Origin of the sequence: Rothia sp. P7208, assembly GCF_048512915.1 — a bacterium.
Classification (GTDB): Bacteria; Actinomycetota; Actinomycetes; order Actinomycetales; family Micrococcaceae; genus Rothia.
In genome coordinates this window covers 50,082-70,421 of sequence record NZ_JBLXXW010000003.1, presented here as the reverse complement: position 1 = coordinate 70,421, position 20,340 = coordinate 50,082, and the positions used below count along the sequence as shown (strand labels likewise).

General features: G+C 47.3%; 16 protein-coding genes. 11 read left to right on the top strand and 5 right to left on the bottom strand.

Going from position 1 to position 20,340, the window contains the following annotated elements:
- The first annotated feature begins 91 nt into the window (after positions 1–91).
- Entirely contained in the window at positions 92–1,801 is a 1,710-nt protein-coding gene (locus ACN084_RS04840; protein WP_419106074.1) for a formate--tetrahydrofolate ligase, read from the top strand.
- 99 nt (positions 1,802–1,900) lie between these two features.
- On the opposite strand, the gene ACN084_RS04835 is transcribed toward ACN084_RS04840, so the two are convergent.
- On the bottom strand, positions 1,901–2,584 hold the full coding sequence (locus ACN084_RS04835) for an MBL fold metallo-hydrolase (protein ID WP_419101777.1): 684 nt from the start codon (positions 2,582–2,584) through the stop codon (positions 1,901–1,903).
- Positions 2,585–2,812: 228 nt separating this feature from the next.
- Here ACN084_RS04835 and uvrA point away from each other — a divergent pair, with 228 nt between their 5' ends.
- The 10 genes from uvrA to secG all read left to right on the top strand — a co-directional run bounded on the left by uvrA (position 2,813) and on the right by secG (position 15,706).
- Entirely contained in the window at positions 2,813–5,683 is a 2,871-nt protein-coding gene (gene uvrA, locus ACN084_RS04830) for an excinuclease ABC subunit UvrA (RefSeq protein WP_419106073.1), read from the top strand.
- A gap of 169 nt (positions 5,684–5,852) precedes the next feature.
- Positions 5,853–6,539 (top strand): lysophospholipid acyltransferase family protein, encoded by a 687-nt coding sequence (locus ACN084_RS04825; RefSeq protein ID WP_419106072.1) that lies wholly within the window; start codon positions 5,853–5,855, stop codon positions 6,537–6,539.
- A gap of 24 nt (positions 6,540–6,563) precedes the next feature.
- Positions 6,564–8,567, top strand: coding sequence for an excinuclease ABC subunit UvrC (gene uvrC, locus ACN084_RS04820; RefSeq protein ID WP_419106071.1), 2,004 nt, complete (start codon positions 6,564–6,566; stop codon positions 8,565–8,567).
- 106 nt (positions 8,568–8,673) lie between these two features.
- Positions 8,674–9,573 (top strand): RNase adapter RapZ, encoded by a 900-nt coding sequence (rapZ, locus tag ACN084_RS04815; protein WP_419101773.1) that lies wholly within the window; start codon positions 8,674–8,676, stop codon positions 9,571–9,573.
- Positions 9,574–9,581: 8 nt separating this feature from the next.
- A complete protein-coding gene (locus ACN084_RS04810; RefSeq protein ID WP_419106070.1) occupies positions 9,582–10,616 on the top strand; it encodes a gluconeogenesis factor YvcK family protein in 1,035 nt (344 codons plus the stop codon).
- A 63-nt stretch (positions 10,617–10,679) separates the two neighbouring features.
- The gene (gene whiA, locus ACN084_RS04805; protein WP_419101771.1) at positions 10,680–11,648 is read left to right on the top strand and encodes a DNA-binding protein WhiA; all 969 of its coding nucleotides are present in this window, start codon (positions 10,680–10,682) and stop codon (positions 11,646–11,648) included.
- Positions 11,649–12,030: 382 nt separating this feature from the next.
- Positions 12,031–13,035: a type I glyceraldehyde-3-phosphate dehydrogenase gene (gene gap / locus ACN084_RS04800; protein ID WP_419101770.1), complete on the top strand. Its 1,005-nt coding sequence runs from the start codon at positions 12,031–12,033 to the stop codon at positions 13,033–13,035.
- Between the two features lie 55 nt (positions 13,036–13,090).
- Positions 13,091–14,314, top strand: a complete 1,224-nt coding sequence (locus ACN084_RS04795) for a phosphoglycerate kinase (protein ID WP_419106069.1) — start codon at positions 13,091–13,093, stop codon at positions 14,312–14,314.
- Between the two features lie 168 nt (positions 14,315–14,482).
- Positions 14,483–15,262: a triose-phosphate isomerase gene (tpiA, locus tag ACN084_RS04790; protein ID WP_419106068.1), complete on the top strand. Its 780-nt coding sequence runs from the start codon at positions 14,483–14,485 to the stop codon at positions 15,260–15,262.
- A gap of 189 nt (positions 15,263–15,451) precedes the next feature.
- Positions 15,452–15,706, top strand: coding sequence for a preprotein translocase subunit SecG (gene secG / locus ACN084_RS04785; protein WP_419101767.1), 255 nt, complete (start codon positions 15,452–15,454; stop codon positions 15,704–15,706).
- A 117-nt stretch (positions 15,707–15,823) separates the two neighbouring features.
- Here the strand turns inward: secG and pgl are convergent, their stop codons facing one another.
- The 4 genes from pgl to tal all read right to left on the bottom strand — a co-directional run bounded on the left by pgl (position 15,824) and on the right by tal (position 20,325).
- A complete protein-coding gene (pgl, locus tag ACN084_RS04780) occupies positions 15,824–16,597 on the bottom strand; it encodes a 6-phosphogluconolactonase (RefSeq protein ID WP_419106067.1) in 774 nt (257 codons plus the stop codon).
- Positions 16,590–17,573 (bottom strand): glucose-6-phosphate dehydrogenase assembly protein OpcA, encoded by a 984-nt coding sequence (locus ACN084_RS04775; protein ID WP_419106066.1) that lies wholly within the window; start codon positions 17,571–17,573, stop codon positions 16,590–16,592. Before ACN084_RS04775 ends, pgl begins: the two co-directional genes overlap by 8 nt.
- Positions 17,570–19,105, bottom strand: coding sequence for a glucose-6-phosphate dehydrogenase (gene zwf, locus ACN084_RS04770; protein ID WP_419101764.1), 1,536 nt, complete (start codon positions 19,103–19,105; stop codon positions 17,570–17,572). Before zwf ends, ACN084_RS04775 begins: the two co-directional genes overlap by 4 nt.
- A gap of 116 nt (positions 19,106–19,221) precedes the next feature.
- A complete protein-coding gene (tal, locus tag ACN084_RS04765) occupies positions 19,222–20,325 on the bottom strand; it encodes a transaldolase (RefSeq protein ID WP_419106065.1) in 1,104 nt (367 codons plus the stop codon).
- Positions 20,326–20,340 lie beyond the last annotated feature (15 nt).

Below are 20,340 nucleotides of genomic sequence, written 5' to 3'. Positions count from 1 at the left end.
CCAAAAAGTTCTTCACGAACCATAGTGTTTTAGGTCATGTTCAACATAAGATAGGAGACGAGAAAAACTCTCAACAGAGAAGGAACACCTCATGGCACAACCATTTCCTAGCGACCTAGAAATCGCACAGCAAGCAACCCTCAAACCAATTAACGAGATTGCTCAACAAGCAGGCATCAACGAAGACCGCCTCGAAAATTATGGAAAGTACGTAGCAAAAGTTCTTCTAGACGAAACAACTAATGCGCACACCGCACAAGCCCGCAATTCCAAATATATTGTTGTTACTGCCGTAACACCGACCCCACTTGGTGAAGGGAAAACCGCAACCTCTGTCTCACTAGCTCAAGGAATGGGACAGATTGGTAAGAGTGCAATGCTCACCCTACGACAGCCCTCCATGGGACCTACGTTCGGTATCAAAGGAGGCGCAGCCGGTGGCGGATACTCTCAGATTGTCCCCATGGAAAAGCTAAACCTTCACCTCACCGGAGATTTCCATGCGGTAACAGCCGCACATAACATGCTCGCAGCCATGATTGATAACCACCTGCATCACGGCAATGAGCTAGGCATCGACTCCCGAAGTATCTCATGGCGTCGAGTTCTCGACATCAACGACCGCTCCTTACGCAACGTCGTCATCGGGCTTGGCGAGAGAATGGACGGAGTCCCTCGAGAAACCGGCTTCGATATTACTTCCGCCAGCGAAATCATGGTGATTCTTTCACTCGCAAAATCTCAGCAGGACCTCCAAGAACGCCTTGGCCGTATCGTCATCGGATACACTCATGAAGGTGAGCCCGTTACCGCCAAAGATCTCAAAGCAGACGGTGCGCTCGCCGTTATTCTTTCTGACGCGATACACCCCAACCTCATGCAAACCCTTGAACATACTCCCGCACTGATTCACGCAGGCCCCTTTGGTAATATCGCCACAGGAAACTCCTCAATCCTTGCCGACTATGTTGGGCTTGAACACGCGGATTACGTGATTACAGAAGCTGGCTTCGGTGCAGATATGGGGGCAGAACGCTTCTTCAACGTCAAATGCCGTGTATCAGGTCTTAAACCTGATGCAGCAGTTCTTGTTGTGACTGTACGTTCACTCAAATCTCATTCTGGACGATACACCATCACACCGGGCAAACCTCTTCCACCAGAGCTTCTGGAAGAGAACCCACACGATGTAGAAGCTGGCGCAGCAAACCTCAAAAAACATTTAGATATCGTTCGCAGCTTCGGAGTACAACCTGTCGTTGCCATCAACGCTTTCCCTAGTGATTACCCTTCAGAGCATGAGGTGATTGCGCGTATCGCTGAAGAATCAGGTGCCCGTGTTGCTATCCATCGTGGCGTCGCTGAAGGTGGACGAGGGACTGTAGAACTTGCAGAAGCAGTCGTTCAAGCATGTGAAGAATCGCATGAGCTCACCTACACCTACAATGACAACGACTCCCTCGCTGAAAAGATTCAAAAAGTTGCTGTCAACGTATACGGCGCAGACGATATTGAGCTGAGTGCATCTGCTCGAAAACAATTACGTCGTTTTGAAGAGCTTGGTTACGGGAAACTTCCGGTTGTTATCGCCAAAACACACCTTTCAATATCTTCTGACCCCAAACTCAAAGGCGCACCTACAGGTTGGACTATGCCCGTACGCGAAGTGCGTCTGGCAGCGGGGGCCGGATACGTTTACGCCATTTGTGGCACCATGCGCACCATGCCCGGGCTAGCTAAATCTCCAGCAGCTGAGCGCATCGGTTTTGACGCAGAAGGAAAAATTACTGGACTGTTCTAAACCAACAGTTTGTACTCCTATCACGACAAATAGCTGGTGGTGGAGAACCTTGCAAGAGGTTCTCCACCACCAGCTATATGTACAACATAGTGTGTTTGACTACCAGCCGCGCTCTTTCCACTGCTCTAGAGACGGACGCTCCTGACCTAACGTCGTGCCCTTCCCGTGACCTGGAAGAACCACCGTGTCATCCGGAAAAACATCAAATAATTTTGTGGTGACATCATGGAAGAGAGAACAAAAATCTTCTGGAGAATCTGTTTTACCGACTCCACCAGGGAAGAGAGAATCGCCAGAGAAAATAACTGTCGGAAGGCCCTCAGCCGTGAGAACACATGCAATAGAACCAGGGGTATGACCTACTAAAGAAATGGTTTCTAAACGATACGAAGAATACTCAAAACGCTCTTGACCATGAAGCTCGTGATGTACCCGATAATTTTCTTGGGACTCAATAGCCTGAATATCTGCTGCCCCAGCATACGTTTTTGCACCAGAGCTCTCAGCAACAGCTTCTAAAGCGCGGATATGATCCCAATGCCCGTGGGTTGTAAAAATAGTCGTAATCCTTGCCGAACCGCCACCATCTAAAACATCATGGCATGCAACGTCACGAGCAAAAGAACATAGACGTTCAGCATCTGCTGCAGCATCAATCATGACCTGCTCACCACTACGAATATCGGTGAGTAGATAAACATTATTTTCCATCTGCGAGACGGACAACGAACGAATCGTTATATCATCAGTCGAAAAAAGAAGAGTACCGAGAGAATCTGTCATGGTATGTAGTCTACTTGGAAAACTTGCTCTACCAGAAGCTCTATGACAGACCAAGACACTAACCGCTCCAAACTAAAACCCCAGCATCCTAGACGAAAAAGAATCCCCATGAGTGAAGTTATATGCGTCAAACTTTTGCACCTCTTGCAACGTAGAGTAGTCAAAGCACCAGAAAACACTTAGAATATATCTTCGAACACATAGATAGTTTTAAGACTGAGGAACACCATGGCAGAGACAACTGCACATCAACAAAACCAAGAACATATCCACGTTCAAGGTGCACGAGAAAACAACCTCAAAAATGTAGACCTCGTTATACCAAGAAACTCCATGGTCGTTTTCACCGGACTCTCCGGCTCCGGAAAATCTTCACTAGCGTTCGATACCATCTTCGCTGAAGGGCAACGCCGCTACGTAGAATCCCTCTCAGCCTATGCACGAATGTTCCTCGGACAAGTAGATAAACCTGACGTAGATTTTATTGAGGGCCTCTCGCCAGCAGTTTCCATCGACCAGAAGTCTACCTCAAAAAACCCTCGCTCTACCGTCGGAACTATCACCGAAATCTACGACTATATGCGCCTTCTCTGGGCACGTATCGGACACCCGCATTGCCCCGAATGTGGAGAAGAAATCTCACAACAGAGCCCTCAACAAATCGTCGATCAGCTCATGGCACTACCCGAGAAAACCCGTTTTCAAGTGCTATCTCCCGTCGTCTCAGCACGTAAAGGAGAATTCGTCGACCTCTTCCTAGAACTCTCTGCACAAGGGTTTTCTCGCGCTCGCGTCGACGGAGAGAACATTCAACTTTCTGACCCACCAAAACTCGCTAAACAATATAAACACACTATTGAGGTTGTCGTAGATCGTCTCGTCATTAAAGACAGCATCCAACAACGTCTCACAGACTCCATCGAAACCGCTCTTAAACTGAGCGAAGGAAACGTGCTCATTGACTTTGTCGATGAAGATGAAAACTCACCGACACGTACACGACGTTTTAGCGAACATTTAGCATGCCCTCAAAATCATCCTGTGCAAATGGAAGAAATTGAACCGCGTGTGTTCTCCTTCAACTCCCCATTTGGCGCGTGTTCTGCTTGTGATGGTATTGGGTTTACTCTCGAAGTCGATGAAGACCTGATTATTCCTAATCCTCAAGCAACGATTCGTGAAGGTGCAATTGCTCCGTGGTCACAAGGTAAAGCAACCTCCGAATACTGGATACGTTTGCTAGAAGGCCTTGCACAGGAACTTGACTTCAGCCTTGATACTCCATGGAATAAACTTCCCGCAAAGATTCGTCAGAGCATTCTTAACGGTAAAGATTATAAGGTTACTGTCTCGTATCGAAATCGGTTTGGACGTGAACGACGCTATACCTCTGGTTTTGAAGGCGTCTACGCATACATTAAACGTAAACACGAAGAAACCGAATCTGAATGGTCTAAAGACCGTTACGAACAATATATGCGTAACGTTGCGTGCTCTACCTGTAGGGGAGCACGTCTCAACCGCACGATACTGGCGGTCACTGTAGGCGGAGCTTCCATCGCCGATATTACGGAGATGCCGCTACGAGAGGCTCTTGAGTTCATGCGTTCACTTTCTTTGAGCGAACGTGAAGCGCACATCGCCGACCTCGTACTCAAAGAGATTGACGCGCGTTTGCAGTTCTTACTTGATGTGGGACTAGACTATCTGACATTAGGGCGTGCTGCGTCTACGCTCTCAGGCGGTGAAGCGCAGCGTATTCGTCTAGCCACTCAAATAGGCTCTGGCCTCGTTGGTGTTCTTTATGTGTTAGATGAGCCTTCTATTGGGCTTCACCAAAGAGATAATCGACGTTTAATTGAGACGTTAACAAAATTGCGGGACATGGGAAACACTCTCATCGTGGTAGAACATGATGAAGACACCATGAAAGAAGCGGACTGGATTGTGGATGTTGGTCCTGGTGCTGGTGAACATGGTGGGCGAGTCGTTCATTCTGGAACCTATGAGGAGCTGCTCAACAATACAAAATCGCTGACTGGCGACTATATGGCAAAGCGTCGTGTCATTGATATTCCCAAGGATCGTCGTGCCATTGATAAAAAACGTATGCTCAAGGTATGCGGAGCACGCGAAAACAACCTAAAAAATATTGATGTTTCGTTCCCTCTCGGTGTTTTAACCGCGGTGACGGGTGTTTCTGGTTCAGGTAAATCCACCTTGGTCAATGACATTCTTTACACGGCATTAGCTCAGAAACTTAACGGAGCTAAGCAAGTGCCTGGACGTCATACAAAAATTGTTGGTTCTGAACATCTCGATAAGATTATTCACGTGGATCAGTCTCCCATTGGTCGTACGCCTCGTTCTAACCCTGCAACATATACTGGGGTTTTTGACCATATTCGTAAACTTTTTGCTGAGACTCAAGAAGCAAAAATGCGTGGTTATCTGCCGGGGCGTTTTTCGTTTAACGTCAAGGGTGGACGATGCGAGGACTGTTCTGGCGATGGAACTCTTAAAATTGAGATGAACTTCTTGCCAGATGTGTATGTTCCGTGCGAAACCTGCCACGGCAAACGATATAACCGCGAGACCTTAGCGGTCTTGTACAAAGGTAAGAGTATCGCTGACGTTCTTGAAATGCCAGTTGAAGAGGCTGCTGAATTCTTTGCCGCTTTTTCTCCCATTGCCCGCCATCTGAATACTTTGGTTGATGTGGGCTTAGGCTATATTCGGTTAGGGCAGCCTGCTACAACGTTATCGGGTGGAGAAGCTCAGCGTGTTAAACTCGCATCTGAATTGCAGAAACGTTCTAATGGGCGTTCTATCTATGTTCTTGATGAGCCAACAACGGGTCTGCACTTTGAAGACATCCGAAAGCTACTACATGTACTTCAGGGGCTTGTTGATAAAGGAAACTCTGTCATCACTATTGAGCATAATCTTGACGTTATTAAATCTGCTGACTGGGTGATTGATATGGGCCCTGAAGGTGGTAGCGGTGGCGGAACTGTGATTGCAGAAGGTACTCCCGAAAAAATTAGTACGGTTGAGGGTTCTCATACCGGCGCTTTCTTAGCAGAATTGTTGAACTGACCTTCTCGGGTGTGTTACCAAAATATCTGAGATTGATTTTCAATGGTCATGCTACGTTATGTACGCATAAGGTGAGCTTACGGTTGCTATGATTCTTCTAACTGACTATGGAAAATATGATGTCTTGGGATGTTGATAACAAATCTCTAAACATCGTGGAGGGAAGCTGATGCGACTATATCAGAACACTCAAAAGACCATTACTTTTCTTTTAAGAACTGTATTTCGCGCACGGGTGACAGGATTAGAGAACTTTCCTGAGCGTGGGCCTGTGATTGTGGCTTCTAACCATTTAGCTTTTTTGGACTCCGTGATTATTTCAGCTCTCATGCCTCGGAGAGTGGCGTTTCTGGCAAAATCAGAATACGTTAACACTCCGGGGATACGCGGGAAAATCATGAAGAAGCTATTTGAAGTCATTGATATTATTCCGGTGAATCGTTCTGATCGTTCAGAATCGATGAAAGCCTTAGAGCGCGCCTTAGAGGTATTAGAAGAAGATCGCGTATTTGGTATTTATCCGGAAGGTACACGTTCTTTAGACGGACGTTTATATCGTGGAAAAATTGGTGTGGCATGGTTAGCGCATATGACAGGTGCTCCGGTTATCCCTATTGGTCTAATTGGTACTGATCGCCTTCAGAAACAGGGCTCGATGATGGTTTATCCTCGACGTTTTACTGTGCGTGTGGGAAAACCGTTATATTTTCCTCGCACTGGTGAAAAAATGAGTGGGAAGATGCGTCGAGAAACAACCGATAAAATCATGGATGAAATTGCTCAGCTTTCGGGACAAGCTCGAGAAAATGTTTATAACGTTTCGCCTTCAGCGTCTCGCGATGGAGGAAAAGTTTAAGGCTATCGTAGAGAAAGGTTACGTGTGGCAGATCCAGCAAGTTATCGTCCTGCATCGGGGCAGATACCTACCTCGCCGGGGGTTTATCGTTTTCGTGATGAACATGGCAGAGTAATCTATGTTGGAAAGGCTAAAAACCTTCGCAATCGCCTGAACTCGTATTTTCAGCAGGTCTCAGCGTTAAGCCCTAAAACTTATGCGATGGTGCATGCTGCTGCTTCGGTGGAGTGGACTGTTGTTAAGAATGAGATTGATTCACTTCAATTAGAGTACACCTGGATTAAAGAATATAAGCCACGATATAACATCGTTTTTCGTGACGATAAAACATACCCGTATCTTGCGATTACGATGAAAGATGCTTTCCCTCGTGTGCAGATTATGCGCGGAGAGAAGAAGAAAGGTGTCCGATATTTCGGTCCGTATACACAGGTTTGGGCTATCCGAGAGACCTTGGAGACTCTACTAAAAGTATTTCCATTGCGTACCTGTTCTGCTGGTGTGTTTCGTCGTGCTCAAAAAACAGGACGTTCGTGTCTTCTGGGATATATCAACAAGTGCTCAGCGCCGTGTATTGGTCGTATCTCTGAAGAGGAGCACTATGAATTAGCGCAGCAGCTATGCCGTTTTATGAGTGGTGGTTCTGAGAAGTTTATAGCTGAGCTAAAACAGCAGATGAAGGCGGCTGCCGCTGAACTAGATTTTGAGAAAGCTGCTGGTTTGCGTGATGACCTTCTAGCATTAGAGAAGGTTTTTGAACGGAATACGGTTGTTCTTGCTGATAGTACTCACGCCGATTTTTTTGCTTATGCAGGTGATGAGTTAGAGATTGCGATTCAAGTATTTTTTGTTCGTGCGGGCAAGATCCGTGCTCAGCGCGGGTGGATTGTTGAACGCTCTGGTGAAGAAGAGGACGCTGCCTTAATAGAGAAGCTCTTGATGCAAGTCTATGGAGAATATGTGTTGGGGGAATCAGGAGAGCATGATGACCAAGAACGAAATGAGTTTGAGATTCCTCCTCATATTGTTGTTCCGGTTCTTCCTGAGAATCAGAGCCGTTTAGAGCAATGGCTTTCTCAATGTCGTGGTTCATCGGTGCGGATTACGAGCTCTCCGCGTGCAGAGCGCCGTGAGCTGTTAGAGACCGTTGAAGAAAACGCACAACAGTCTTTAGCTGTTCATAAGTTACGTCGTACTGGAGATTTGACGACTCGTTCAGCGTCTTTGGTGGAGCTTCAAGAAGCTTTGGAATTGGACGTTCCTTTATTGCGTATCGAATGCTATGACATTTCTCATATACAAGGTGCTCATGCGGTGGCGTCAATGGTGGTCTTTGAAGATGGATTACCTCAAAAGAACCAATACCGTAAATTCACAATTTCTGAACAGAATGCTGGTGATGACGTTGCCAGCATGTATGAAGTCATTACGCGACGTTTTAAAAGATATCTACACGAAAAGTCTGAAGGAGTAAGAAGTTTCTCTTCACCTGACGGTGCGAGCGCAGAGCAATCGGCCCCGAAATTTTCTTATCCTCCTAACTTGTTGTTAGTGGATGGTGCGAGCGCTCAGGTGGCTGCAGCTGAACGTGCCCTAGCAGATTTGAATATTGAGGGTGTATATGTTGCGGGTATTGCTAAAAGACTAGAAGAAATATGGGTTTTAGATGATGAGTTTCCGATTATTTTGCCTCGTTCGTCGCAGGCTCTTTTCTTGATTCAGCGTATTCGTGATGAGGCTCATCGTTTTGCAATTACTTTTCATCGTTCTCGCCGTGCCAAGGCGATGGTGGCTTCTGTACTATCAGGTATTGATGGTCTGGGGGAGAAGAAGCGTCAGGCATTATTGGATTATTTTGGGTCTTTAGCAGAAGTCAAAAAAGCTTCGTTGCAGGAGCTTCAACAGGTGCCAGGTGTTGGTCCTGCTTTGGCTCAAAAAATTATGGAGTATTTTATGGTTGAGGCTGGGGAGTCTGATGTTGATACGAGGGGTGTTGATATGTCTACGGGAGAACTTTTAGATAGCTAAGTTTTAGTTTCATCATGTACGGTAGTAGCTAGGAGTAGCATCAGTGTAAACTAATACATATTTTAGTTTTGGAGATGTTCTCAGAGCTGACGAAAGAGACAAAGCTATGGTTGATACTCATAACCTCGAAGTAGTGAGGGAAAAACGTCCTGAGATTCTCGTCGTAACGGGTATTTCTGGGGCTGGACGAAGCACCGCTGCCAATGTCCTCGAAGATGAGGGTTGGTATGTTGTTGATAATATCCCACCGCAGATGTTGCAGGCTCTAGCTGATTTGGTGATGCGTGCCCCTGATGCGATGCCGCGTCTTGCTATTGGTATTGATGTGCGGGCACGTGCGTTGTTTAATGATTTGCCGAGTGCTATTGATACCTTGCGTAAGTCTAATGTGAACTTCCGGATGTTGTTCCTTGACGCTAAAGATGAGGATATTATCGCTCGATATGAGTCTCAGCGTCGTCCTCATCCGTTACAGGGTGAAGGGCGTGTTGTTGATGGTATTGCTCGTGAGCGTAAGATTTTTGAGGCTTTGAAAGAAGCCGCTGATTCTGTGATTGATACTTCTGGAAAGAACGTGCATGAGCTCGCTCATGTGATTCGTTCGATGTATTCTTCGAGCAAACCTGGTGTTTTGAATCTGACGGTTATGAGCTTTGGATTCAAATATGGTGCTCCGACTGATGCGAACTATATGGCAGATATGCGTTTTATTCCGAATCCTCATTGGGTTCCGGAATTGCGCCCTTACACTGGTGAGGATGCTCCAGTTCGTGACTATGTGATGGAGAACCCTGGAACGATAGAGTTTCTTGAGAACTATATGAAGACTCTGAAACCTGTTCTGAAGGGGTATCGTCAAGAGGGTAAGCATTACGCCACGATTGCTATTGGTTGTACCGGTGGTAAGCATCGTTCTGTTGCTGTTTCTACAGAGATTGCTCGTCGTCTCCGTGAATTGCCTGATGTGAATGTGAATCTGCAACATCGAGATATGGGGCGAGAATAACAGTGAGCATGTATCAGTTACCTACCGCTCCTATTAAGTTACCTGAGAATCTGAGAACTTTTAAAGATCGTTCTCGTCGTCATCGTCCGGTGAAAGTTGCTGCTCTTGGTGGCGGGCATGGGTTGTATGGCTCGTTATCTGCTTTGCGTCACGTGACTTCTGATTTGACGGCTATTGTGACGGTTGCTGATGACGGTGGTTCTTCTGGTCGGTTACGTCAAGATTTTGGGGTGTTACCTCCAGGAGATTTGCGTATGGCGTTGAGCGCTTTATGTGATGATACTGATTGGGGTCGGACGTGGCGTGATGTGATGCAGCGTCGTTTCCATTCGACGGTTCAGAATCCTTCGAGTGGTTTAGAAGATCATGCTTTAGGCAATCTGTTGATTGTGACCTTGTGGCAATTACTTGAAGACACTGTCGCTGGTTTGGACTGGGCTGGGGCTTTGCTGAATGCTCGTGGTCGGGTTCTGCCGATGTCTTGTGAACCGTTGGTGATTGAAGGCGATGACGTCCGTTATGATGATGCTGGAGTGCCAGTGGTCGATCATGTTGTCGGTCAGGTTAATGTTGCTAAGGTGGCTCGGGCTGAGAATGTGAAGCTCACTCCTGAAGGCGCTGAGGCTTGTGAAGAGTCTGTTCAATCGATTCTTGAAGCTGACTGGGTGATTCTTGGTCCTGGTTCTTGGTTTACGTCGGTTCTTCCTCATCTATTATTGCCGGGGATTCGCGATGCGTTATTGCAGACTGAGGCGAAGATTTGTGTGGTGATGAATCTTGAGCTGGAGGATCGGGAGACTTTGGGAATGAGTGCTTCTGAGCATCTTCGTATTTTGTGTAAATACGTTCCAGAATTTAGGCTTAACGCGGTGATAGCGGATTGTGACGGTATGGGCTCACCTGATGAGCTTAATAAGGTCGCGGTTGAGCTGGGCGGTAAGGTTTTTTGGAGATCTGTGCGTAATAGTGTGGAAAGAAACGTGCACGACCCGCTTAAGCTTGGAGCGGCCTATCAAGAAGTGTTTAGAACTTATTTGTCGTAGCGGTATTTCACTGTTGTTTATGAAGGTGACATCGCATCTATATGTTTTTGGAGGAATTGCCGTATGGCACTAACGGCTTCGGTTAAAGAAGAACTTGCCCGCTATGAATCGACGAAGTCTTCGGTTCGTAAGGCTGAGGTCTCAACTATTTTGCGTTTTACCAGTGGTTTGCATTTGGTGTCGGGCAAGATTGTGATTGAGTCTGAGGTGGATCTTGAATCTACTGCTTTGCGTTTGCAATATAACATTGCTGAGATGTATGGGCGTGAGTCTGAGATTACGTCGGTCTCTGGTGGTGGTTTACGACGAGGTGGCCGTTATATTGTTCGTGTCACTAGTGGCGGTGAAGCATTGGCTCGTCAGACTGGTCTTTTAGATAGTCGAGGTCGTCCTGTGCGTGGTTTGCCTCCTGCCGTGGTGAACGGTTCGTTAGCTGATGCTGAGGCTGTGATGCGTGGTGCGTTTTTGGCACATGGGTCTTTGACGGAGCCTGGTCGTTCTTCAGCGTTAGAGTTTACGTGTCCTGGTCCGGAGGCGGCTCTTGCTTTGGTTGGTGCTGCTCGGCGTCTTGACGTTATTGCTAAGGCCCGTGAGGTGCGTGGCGTGGATCGTGTTGTCGTGCGTGATGGTGAGACTATCGGCATGTTGTTGGAACGTATGGGTGCTAATGAGACGTTGAATAGTTGGCGTGAACGTCGTGCCCGTAAAGAAGTTCGAGCTACGGCTAATCGTTTGGCTAATTTTGATGATGCTAATTTGCGTCGTTCTGCTCAGGCTGCTGTTGCGGCTGGTGCTCGTGTGGAGCGTGCTTTGGAGATTCTTGGTGATAGGGTTCCGGAGCATTTGCGATATGCGGGGGAGTTGCGTGTTGCTCATAAGCAGGCGTCTTTGGATGAATTAGGGCGTTTGGCTGATCCGCCTATGACCAAGGACGCTATCGCTGGTCGTATTCGTCGTTTGTTAGCTATGGCGGATAAGCGTGCTTCTGAGTTGGGAATTCCTGGTACAGATGCTGGTCATGGTGATTTGTAGCCTGTAGATATAAGCAGGGCTCATGGGTCTGAGGTTTTGCCTCAGGCCCATTGTTTTTTGTGGGATGGGTACACACATCAATGTGGGGATGTGTGTGTATTGTGTATGTTGCTATTCCTCTTTGAGGGATAAAAACTGTAAAAGGCACGAAAAACAACAGTTGTTTTGGGGATAAAACGGAGTTTTCCAAAAATTCACCAAATAAAACTACAGAAACACACCCAAACTCACATATTTTGTCGTAAGATATTAATAGAACCGGACGGAAGCCCAAGGAACTTTAGGGCTAAACCACATAAGGTAAGGTTCTAAGGTCGAGAAAGTGAGACTTTCGCTTTCCGTCCTCTAATAATTCACTGAATAATGAGGAGTTTGATTCCCAGTGACTGTACGTGTAGCAATTAACGGCTTTGGCCGAATCGGTCGTACCTTCTTCCGCGCAGCAGCAAAAGATGGCGCAGGATTCGAAATTGTCGCAGTTAACGACCTAACTGACGCAAAAACTTTGGCACACCTGCTCAAGTACGATTCCATCATGGGCACCTTCGAAAGTGATGTTCAGGTCAAAGACGGCAACCTTGTTGTCGATGGCAAAGAAATCAAGATTCTTGCAGAGCGCGAGCCTGCAAACCTTCCTTGGGCAGACCTCGGCGTAGACGTTGTTCTCGAATCCACCGGTCTTTTCACCGACGGCACCAAAGCTAAAGCTCACATCGAAGCTGGCGCAAAGAAGGTTATTCTTTCTGCACCCGGTAAGAACATCGACGGCACCTTCGTCATGGGTGTTAACGACAGCGATTACGATTCTGAGACCATGCACATCGTCTCTAACGCATCTTGCACCACCAACTGCCTCGCACCTATGGCAAAGGTTCTCAACGACAAGTTCGGTATCGAACGCGGCTTGATGACCACCATCCACGCATACACCGCTGACCAGCGCCTACTCGATGCACCTCACCGCGACCTTCGTCGCGCACGTGCAGCAGCGTTGAACATGGTACCTACCTCCACCGGTGCAGCAGCAGCAGTTGGACTCGTTCTTCCTGAACTCAAGGGTAAACTTGACGGCTTGGCAGTTCGCGTTCCTACCCCCACCGGCTCTGTTGTTGACTTGACCTTCGAAGCTTCTAAAGAAGTTACCGTTGAAGAAGTTAACGCAGCAGTACGTGAAGCAGCTGAAAGCGAATTCGCAGGCATCATCAAGTACAACGAAGACCCCATCGTCTCCAAGGACATCGAAGGTGAGCCTATCTCTACCGTATTCGACGCACCTTTGACCAAGGTTATTGGTAACCAGGTTAAGGTCTTCGCATGGTACGACAACGAATACGGTTACGTATCACGCCTTGTTATGTTCACCAACAAAGTCGTAGCAGCTCTCTAATCTAGACTGCCTTTTAGGTACTTTGTCTCAACCAACTGTATTGGAGAAGAACATCATGGCACACGCTCTCGATGAACTCATCGCTGAAGGTGTATCGGGCCGTCACGTTCTCGTTCGCTCAGACTTGAACGTGCCACTTAAAGGCACCACCGTTACGGACGACGGACGTGTTAAAGCATCATTGCCAGTTTTGAAAAAACTAGCAGATGCCGGAGCACGTGTTATCGTTACCGCTCACCTCGGCCGCCCCAAAGGCAAAGTGGATCCACAATACTCCATCGCGCCGGCAGCTGCACGTCTTGCAGAACTTGCAGACTTCAACGTTGTTGTTGCAACTGACGTTGTTGGTGAAGATGCACAATCTAAAGCTGCTGCTTTGAAGGACGGCGAAGTACTCGTTGTAGAGAACGTTCGTTACGACGCACGTGAAACCTCAAAAGACGATACTGAACGTGGCGCATTCGCTGACGAGCTCGTAGCGCTCACTGGCGAAAACGGAGCATACGTTGACGACGCCTTCGGTGCCGTTCACCGTAAACATGCATCTGTCTACGATGTTGCAAAACGTCTTCCTTCCTACCTTGGCGACCTCGTCAAAAAAGAAGTTGACGTTCTAGCAAAGACCCTCAACAATCCAGAGCGTCCTTTCGTCGTGGTCATGGGTGGATCCAAAGTTTCCGATAAGCTTGCCGTCATCGACAACCTCATCGGTAAAGCAGACACCCTGCTCATCGGTGGCGGTATGGGCTACACCTTTGCAGCTGCACAAGGCTACAAAGTAGGTAAGTCCATCCTCGAAGAAGACCAAATCGAGAACGTTCAGCGATACTTGAAAGAAGCTCCTGAAAAAGGAACCGAAATCATCATCGCAAGCGACATCGTTTGGTCTGATGACTTCTCTAACGACGCAAACACCGAGATTCGCCCCATCGAAGACCTCGAAGGCGGAAAACTCGGCGCTGAAGCGGAAGGCCTAGACATCGGTCCTAAAACCCGTGAAATCTTTGCTGAAAAGATTAAGGGCGCTAAGACCGTATTCTGGAACGGCCCAGTTGGTGTCTTCGAAATTCCAGCATTCTCTGAAGGAACCAAGAGCGTTGCGCAAGCACTCGTCTCTTCAGAAGCATTCTCTATTATTGGCGGCGGCGACTCAGCTTCAGCTGTTCGCAACCTCGGTTTTGACGATGCACAGTTTGGACACATTTCCACCGGTGGTGGAGCTTCCCTCGAATACATTGAAGGTAAGACTCTTCCCGGATTAGACGCACTAGGTGCCTAAAAATATCTAGAGATGGCGGGTTACCTTTGGTGACCCGCCATTGTCGTATAACAGCACCAGTAGATATGCTTAGAGACGTAAGCTCTTCAAAACCGTAAACTAACTCGGTGCTCACATCTAGACGTACTTTAACATCGCCGCATTAGCGGAGAAAAGGACTCAACAAATATGACCCGCAAACCTTTTATTGCCGGTAACTGGAAAATGAATATGGATCACACCCAAGGTGTGACTTTGATGCAGAAGCTTGCGTGGACTCTTGACGACGCAAACTTCAACTACGACAACACCGAAGTTGTTGTGTTTCCGCCCTTTACCGATATTCGCTCCGTGCAGACCCTCGTAGATGGGGACAAACTTCAGGTACGATACGGGGCACAAGACCTATCCGATAAAGACTCTGGCGCATACACCGGAGATATCTCCGGAGCATTCCTCTCAAAACTCGGTGCACGCTATGTTCTCGTCGGACACTCAGAACGTCGTACCATCCACGCCGAAAGCGATGCTATCTGCGCAGCAAAAGTACAAGCTGCATACCGTCACGAACTCACGCCCGTCTTGTGTGTTGGTGAAGGGCTAGAAACTCGTGAAGCTGGAAACCACGTTGAATTTACTCTGGAACAGCTTCGTGGCTCCATTGAAGGGCTCACCGCAGAACAAGCTGAAACACTTGTGATTGCATACGAACCAGTATGGGCAATCGGCACCGGAAAAGTAGCAACTTCTGCTGACGCACAAGATATGTCTGCAGCAATCCGAGCTGAAATGGAGAAACTCTACAACGTTGACGTCGCTGAAAAAGTTCGTGTACTCTACGGCGGATCTGTTAAAGCGACTTCTGCCCCAGAAATTTTGGCAGAAAACGATGTTGACGGCGTTCTTGTCGGTGGCGCTTCTCTCGATGCTGCTGAGTTCGCTCAGATTGCACATTTCGACGCACGCTAAATAATCCAAGGGGCTTAAACTTCTGGTGGTATATACAGAACATCAATATCACCAGAAGTTTAAGTACCTATAGATGGCGAAGAAGTTCAGAATATAGAAGAACTCATTAGCCATCGGAGCAAAAATTAGCGTATAGTTTTCTTGTGCCCTTTATCGGGCTTAATACACAATTGCGGACGAAAGGCTCTCGTGGAGACTCTCAAAATCACGTTGATGGTGATTATCGCTATTGCGAGCGTACTAACAATCTTGTTGGTGCTCCTGAACCGTAGCAAGGGCGGCGGCCTTTCAGATATGTTCGGGGGTGGCATGACTACCTCCCTGAACTCATCAGGATCTGCCTCAAAGAACCTCGTGCGACTAACCATTACGGTTATCCTCATCTGGGTATTTGCTATTGTCAGCTACGGTTTGGTGCTTCGTTTCGAAAGCGCAATGGTCTAAAGAAAAGTTTTTATATAACAACATTAAAGAGTTGGGGTTCTCACTAATAGCAATGAGAACCCCAACTCTTTTTTACTTCTTTAAAATTCTATAGGACATCTTCTCAATACCGTACCACTATTTCTGATGAGCAGAATCTGTGATGAGAATAGTCGTTCGTTCTAATGCCCTCGCCCCACGAGCAGGCGTCTGGCGAAGCATTTGAGCTGTAATTTTCTCATACGGTAAATCTCGCGTCTCTACGAGTCGAGAAGCCGCCTGAACCTTATCTTCGCCAGAGATTAAGAACCATATCCGACGAGCATAACAAATAACAGGTAGCGTCAACGAAACTCGAGTACTTGGAGGTTTAGGAGACTGATGGATAGCAACAGCAATATTCTCGGTATCGAACACTTCATCCCGCTCAGGGAACAACGAAGCAATATGCCCATCTGGTCCCATTCCCAAAAGTAGAACATCAAAAAGAGGAGTTCTCTGATGAGCTGAAGAATGTTCTGCTAACTCACGAACATATGCCTTTGCGGCTTCTTCTGGGCTATCAAAAACATCACTAGCACCCATACGATGAATATTGCCAGAAGGAACAGAAACCTGTGAAAAGAAGGCATCATATGCCTGCTTTTCGTTACGGTCGTCATGTCCCGTCGGAAGGAAACGTTCATCAGACCACCAAAAATGCACGTTCTCCCACGAAAAGTCCTCTAAAAACTGAATATAGTGGGGGAGAGTCTCTAACAATTTAGTGCCCATACTGCCACCGGTGAGACACACATCAGCACGGTTGCGTGCACGTAAAGACTCTTGTATTACCTCAAAAAAATGTTGAGCCGCATTTTGTGCAAGTTCTTCTGGCGTTGTATAAGAAATAATTTCCGGCTTTTTAAGCATCGAAAGGCTCCGTCCATTCTATGCCTTCAGGTTTATCTTCATCGCTGCTCAACTCAACCAAAATATTACCTTGGTGGAGAGCCTCTTGTAAGACTTCACCATAGACTTCATCGGGGTCAAGACGTCGAAGTTCCTCCGCTAAACACTCAGCAAGGGTCCGCACTGGAAGAGCAATCTGCTGATGAGGAGTACCGGGAGAGGACACTGTAGCAATATTTGTTTCAGGACGATCTATCACAATCGAACCGTCTTCACGTTCTAAAACAACTCGATACAAACCACGTTCTAATTTAGTAGTTGCCAAATGGACCTGCGCATCGAGCCGATGACCAAGCCACGCACCAAGCAAAACAACAGAAGGCGATTGAGCAGAACCATAAACCACAACTCGTGTAACCTTTTGAGGTGGCACCTGATCTAGAATAGCCGCTAATTGTATTCTCCATAAGGTGAGTCTGCTCCATGCAAGATCAGTATCACCAGCAGAATAACTTTCAGAAAGTTTTTCCAACGTAATCATCGGATCTGCCTCACGGGCAGAGTCGGTGATACGGCGCTGAGCTATCCGACCGATAGAATGTCGTGCTGGATGATCAGGAACAGAATGTGGCCACCACACAACAATAGGAGAATCTGGTAGGAGCAACCCCGAGATGAGAGATTCTGTTGCGTGAGCAGCTTGCCCCCAACCTCTCAACACAATGAGGTCAGAAGCTCCAGCTTCTCCACCAACCTCAATCTTTGCATCTAACCGGTTCTTAGCGTCTGCGTCTTCGCTAATATGCATGATGATACGACAAGGATGCTCATGAGATGCTCGCTGAGCAGCTTCTAACGCGGCAGAAGAATGCCCAGGATCAGCCAAAATGACGAGGGTAAGAACTCGACCCGATGTGGTGTTACCGGTCTCTTCGCGAAGACGCGAGATTTCTTTTTCAATACGAGCAGTATCTGTCTGTTCAAGATGAGAAATCATGGGCGTCTCCAAACACGATGATCGCGAGCTAATAGTAAGTGAGCAGATTCAGGCCCCCAAGAACCGGGAGCATAAGGCTCCGGCTTAACCTGGTGTTCTTGCCAATACTGTTCAAAAGGATCAAGAATTTTCCATGACAGCTCAACTTCTTCATGGCGGGGGAACAAAGGCGGTTCACCCAACAGAACGTCGAGGATAAGACGCTCATAGGCTTCAGGAGATTCTTCTGTGAAAGAATGGCTATACCCAAAGTCCATGTTCACGTCTCGAATCTCCATCTGAGTTCCAGGAACTTTAGAAGAGAACCTAATAGTGATACCTTCATCGGGTTGGACTCGAATCACGATAGCGTTCTGCCCAGCATCATCACTATTGTTAAATAGTAGATTAGGTGACTTTTTAAGTATTAACGCAATCTCCGTTACACGTCGCCCAAGACGCTTGCCTGTCCGTAGATAGAACGGCACGCCCGCCCAACGTCGAGTATTAATATTGAGCTTGATTGCAGCAAAAGTTTCTGTTCGAGAATCCGCCGGAATATCTTTTTCGTCAAAGAAACCATTTGCTTCTTCTCCACCTTGATAACCACCGGCATATTGCCCAATAGCAAAAGCCTCTGCAAGGTTCTCTGGAAGAGTCACCGCATCAAGAACTTTCTCTTTTTCTGCGCGTAGATGATGAGCGTTAAAACTAATGGGCTCTTCCATGGCTGTCAAAGCTAATAGCTGTAAAAGATGATTTTGAATGACGTCTCGAGCTGCGCCGACACCATCATAATAGCCTGCCCGCGAACCAATACCGATAGGCTCTGCCATCGTAATCTGTACATGGTCGATATAGTTAGCGTTCCAAAGTGGCTCAAACATCTGATTAGCAAAACGCATTGCCAAGATATTCTGTACTGTTTCTTTGCCAAGATAATGGTCGATACGGAATACCGAATCCTGAGGGAACACCGACTCAACAATAGAGTTAAGCTCTCGTGCAGACTCTAAATCGTGCCCAAAGGGCTTCTCAATAACAACACGACGCCACTCACGTGAGCCTTCTTGTTGCTGTGCTAACCCGTGCTTTGCAAGCATCTGAAGGACCTGCTCAAAAGCTTTGGGCGGTATTGACAGGTAGAATGCGTGGTTCCCTTGAGTTCCACGGCTCTCCTTCAGCTCGTCGAGAGTCTGTTTGAGCTGCTCAAACGCGTGGTCATCGTCAAAAGCACCTTGAACAAAGCGGATACCAGAAGAGAACTGGTTCCATACATCCTCCCTAAAAGGAGTTCTAGAATGTGCTTCGACTGATTCGCGCACTTGATGACGGAAATCATCATCTGACCACTCGCGACGCCCAAAACCGACAAGACCAAAATTAGGAGGAAGCAAACCACGATTGACTAAGTCATAAACCGCGGGCAGTAGCTTTTTACGAGCAAGATCGCCGGTAACTCCAAAAAAGACCAGAGAACTCGGGCCGGCAACGCGACTCAGTCTTTTATCGCGAGAGTCCCTCAACGGGTTAGTTTCGTGACCGTTAGGCACAGTACATATTCCTTAGAAAGATTGTTGTGTATTGGCGGCAACCTCTCCATCGTAGGGGAAGCTGCCGCCAAGAGCGAGTTCGCGCCAGTAGGGTGATGACGCCTAACGCTAGAAGATTATGCTGAAGCTAGTGCTTGACGAATAGTTTCGAGAAGCTCTTCCCACGAAATATCGAACTTCTTAAGTCCTTCGTCTTCCAAAAGCGTAACGACCTCTTGATACGAAATACCTAGAGACTCGATAGCGTTAAGGATTTTATCGGACTCATCGTAGGTAGAGGTAATGGTATCTCCCGTAACAACACCATGGTCATAAGTCGCTTCAAGAGTTTTTTCGGGGACAGTATTAACACATTGAGGTGCAACAAGACCCGTAACATACAAAGTATCAGGAAGCGCTGGATCCTTGGTTCCAGTGGAAGCCCATAGCGGACGCTGAATATTCGCACCAGCTGCGGCGAGACGTTCCCAACGCTGTGAAGAGAATGCTTCTTCAAAAACCTGATAGGCCAAACGAGCGTTTGCCAAACCAGCTTTACCTTTGAGAGCTTTAGCCTCGTCTGTGCCGATAGCCTCAAGGCGAGCATCAATCTCAGAATCTACACGAGAGATAAAGAACGAAGCTACAGAATGAATCTTTGACAGATCTTTACCATTTTCTAATGCTTGCTCTAAACCAAGCATATATGCATTGATTACTGCGCGATAACGGGATAACGAGAAAATAAGCGTCACGTTAACAGAAATGCCTTCAGCTAGAGTTTGAGCGATTGGCTCAAGACCTTCTTCTGTAGCTGGAATCTTAATCATCACGTTTTCGCGATCAACACGAGAAGCTAAGGCCTTTGCCATAGCTGCAGTTTCAGCTGACTGACGAGCTAGACGCGGGTCTACCTCGATAGAGACGCGACCGTCGCGTCCTTGAGATGATTCATAGACAGGAGCAAAAATATCGCAGGCTGCTCGGACATCATCTGTTGTAATAGTAAAAACAGCTTCTTCAACGTCTACGCCTTCTTCTGCAAGTTCTTTAACCTGCTCAGAATAAGACTCTCCTTGGGCAAGTGCGCCAGCGAAGATGGTGGGGTTGGTAGTTACACCTGCAACATTGCGAGAAGAGATAAGTTCTTCAAGGCTCCCAGAGGTGATGCGCTCACGGGAGAGGTCATCGAGCCAAATAGATACACCAGCATCGGTGAGTTTTTGGGTTGAGGTCGTCATCAGTACATCCTAACG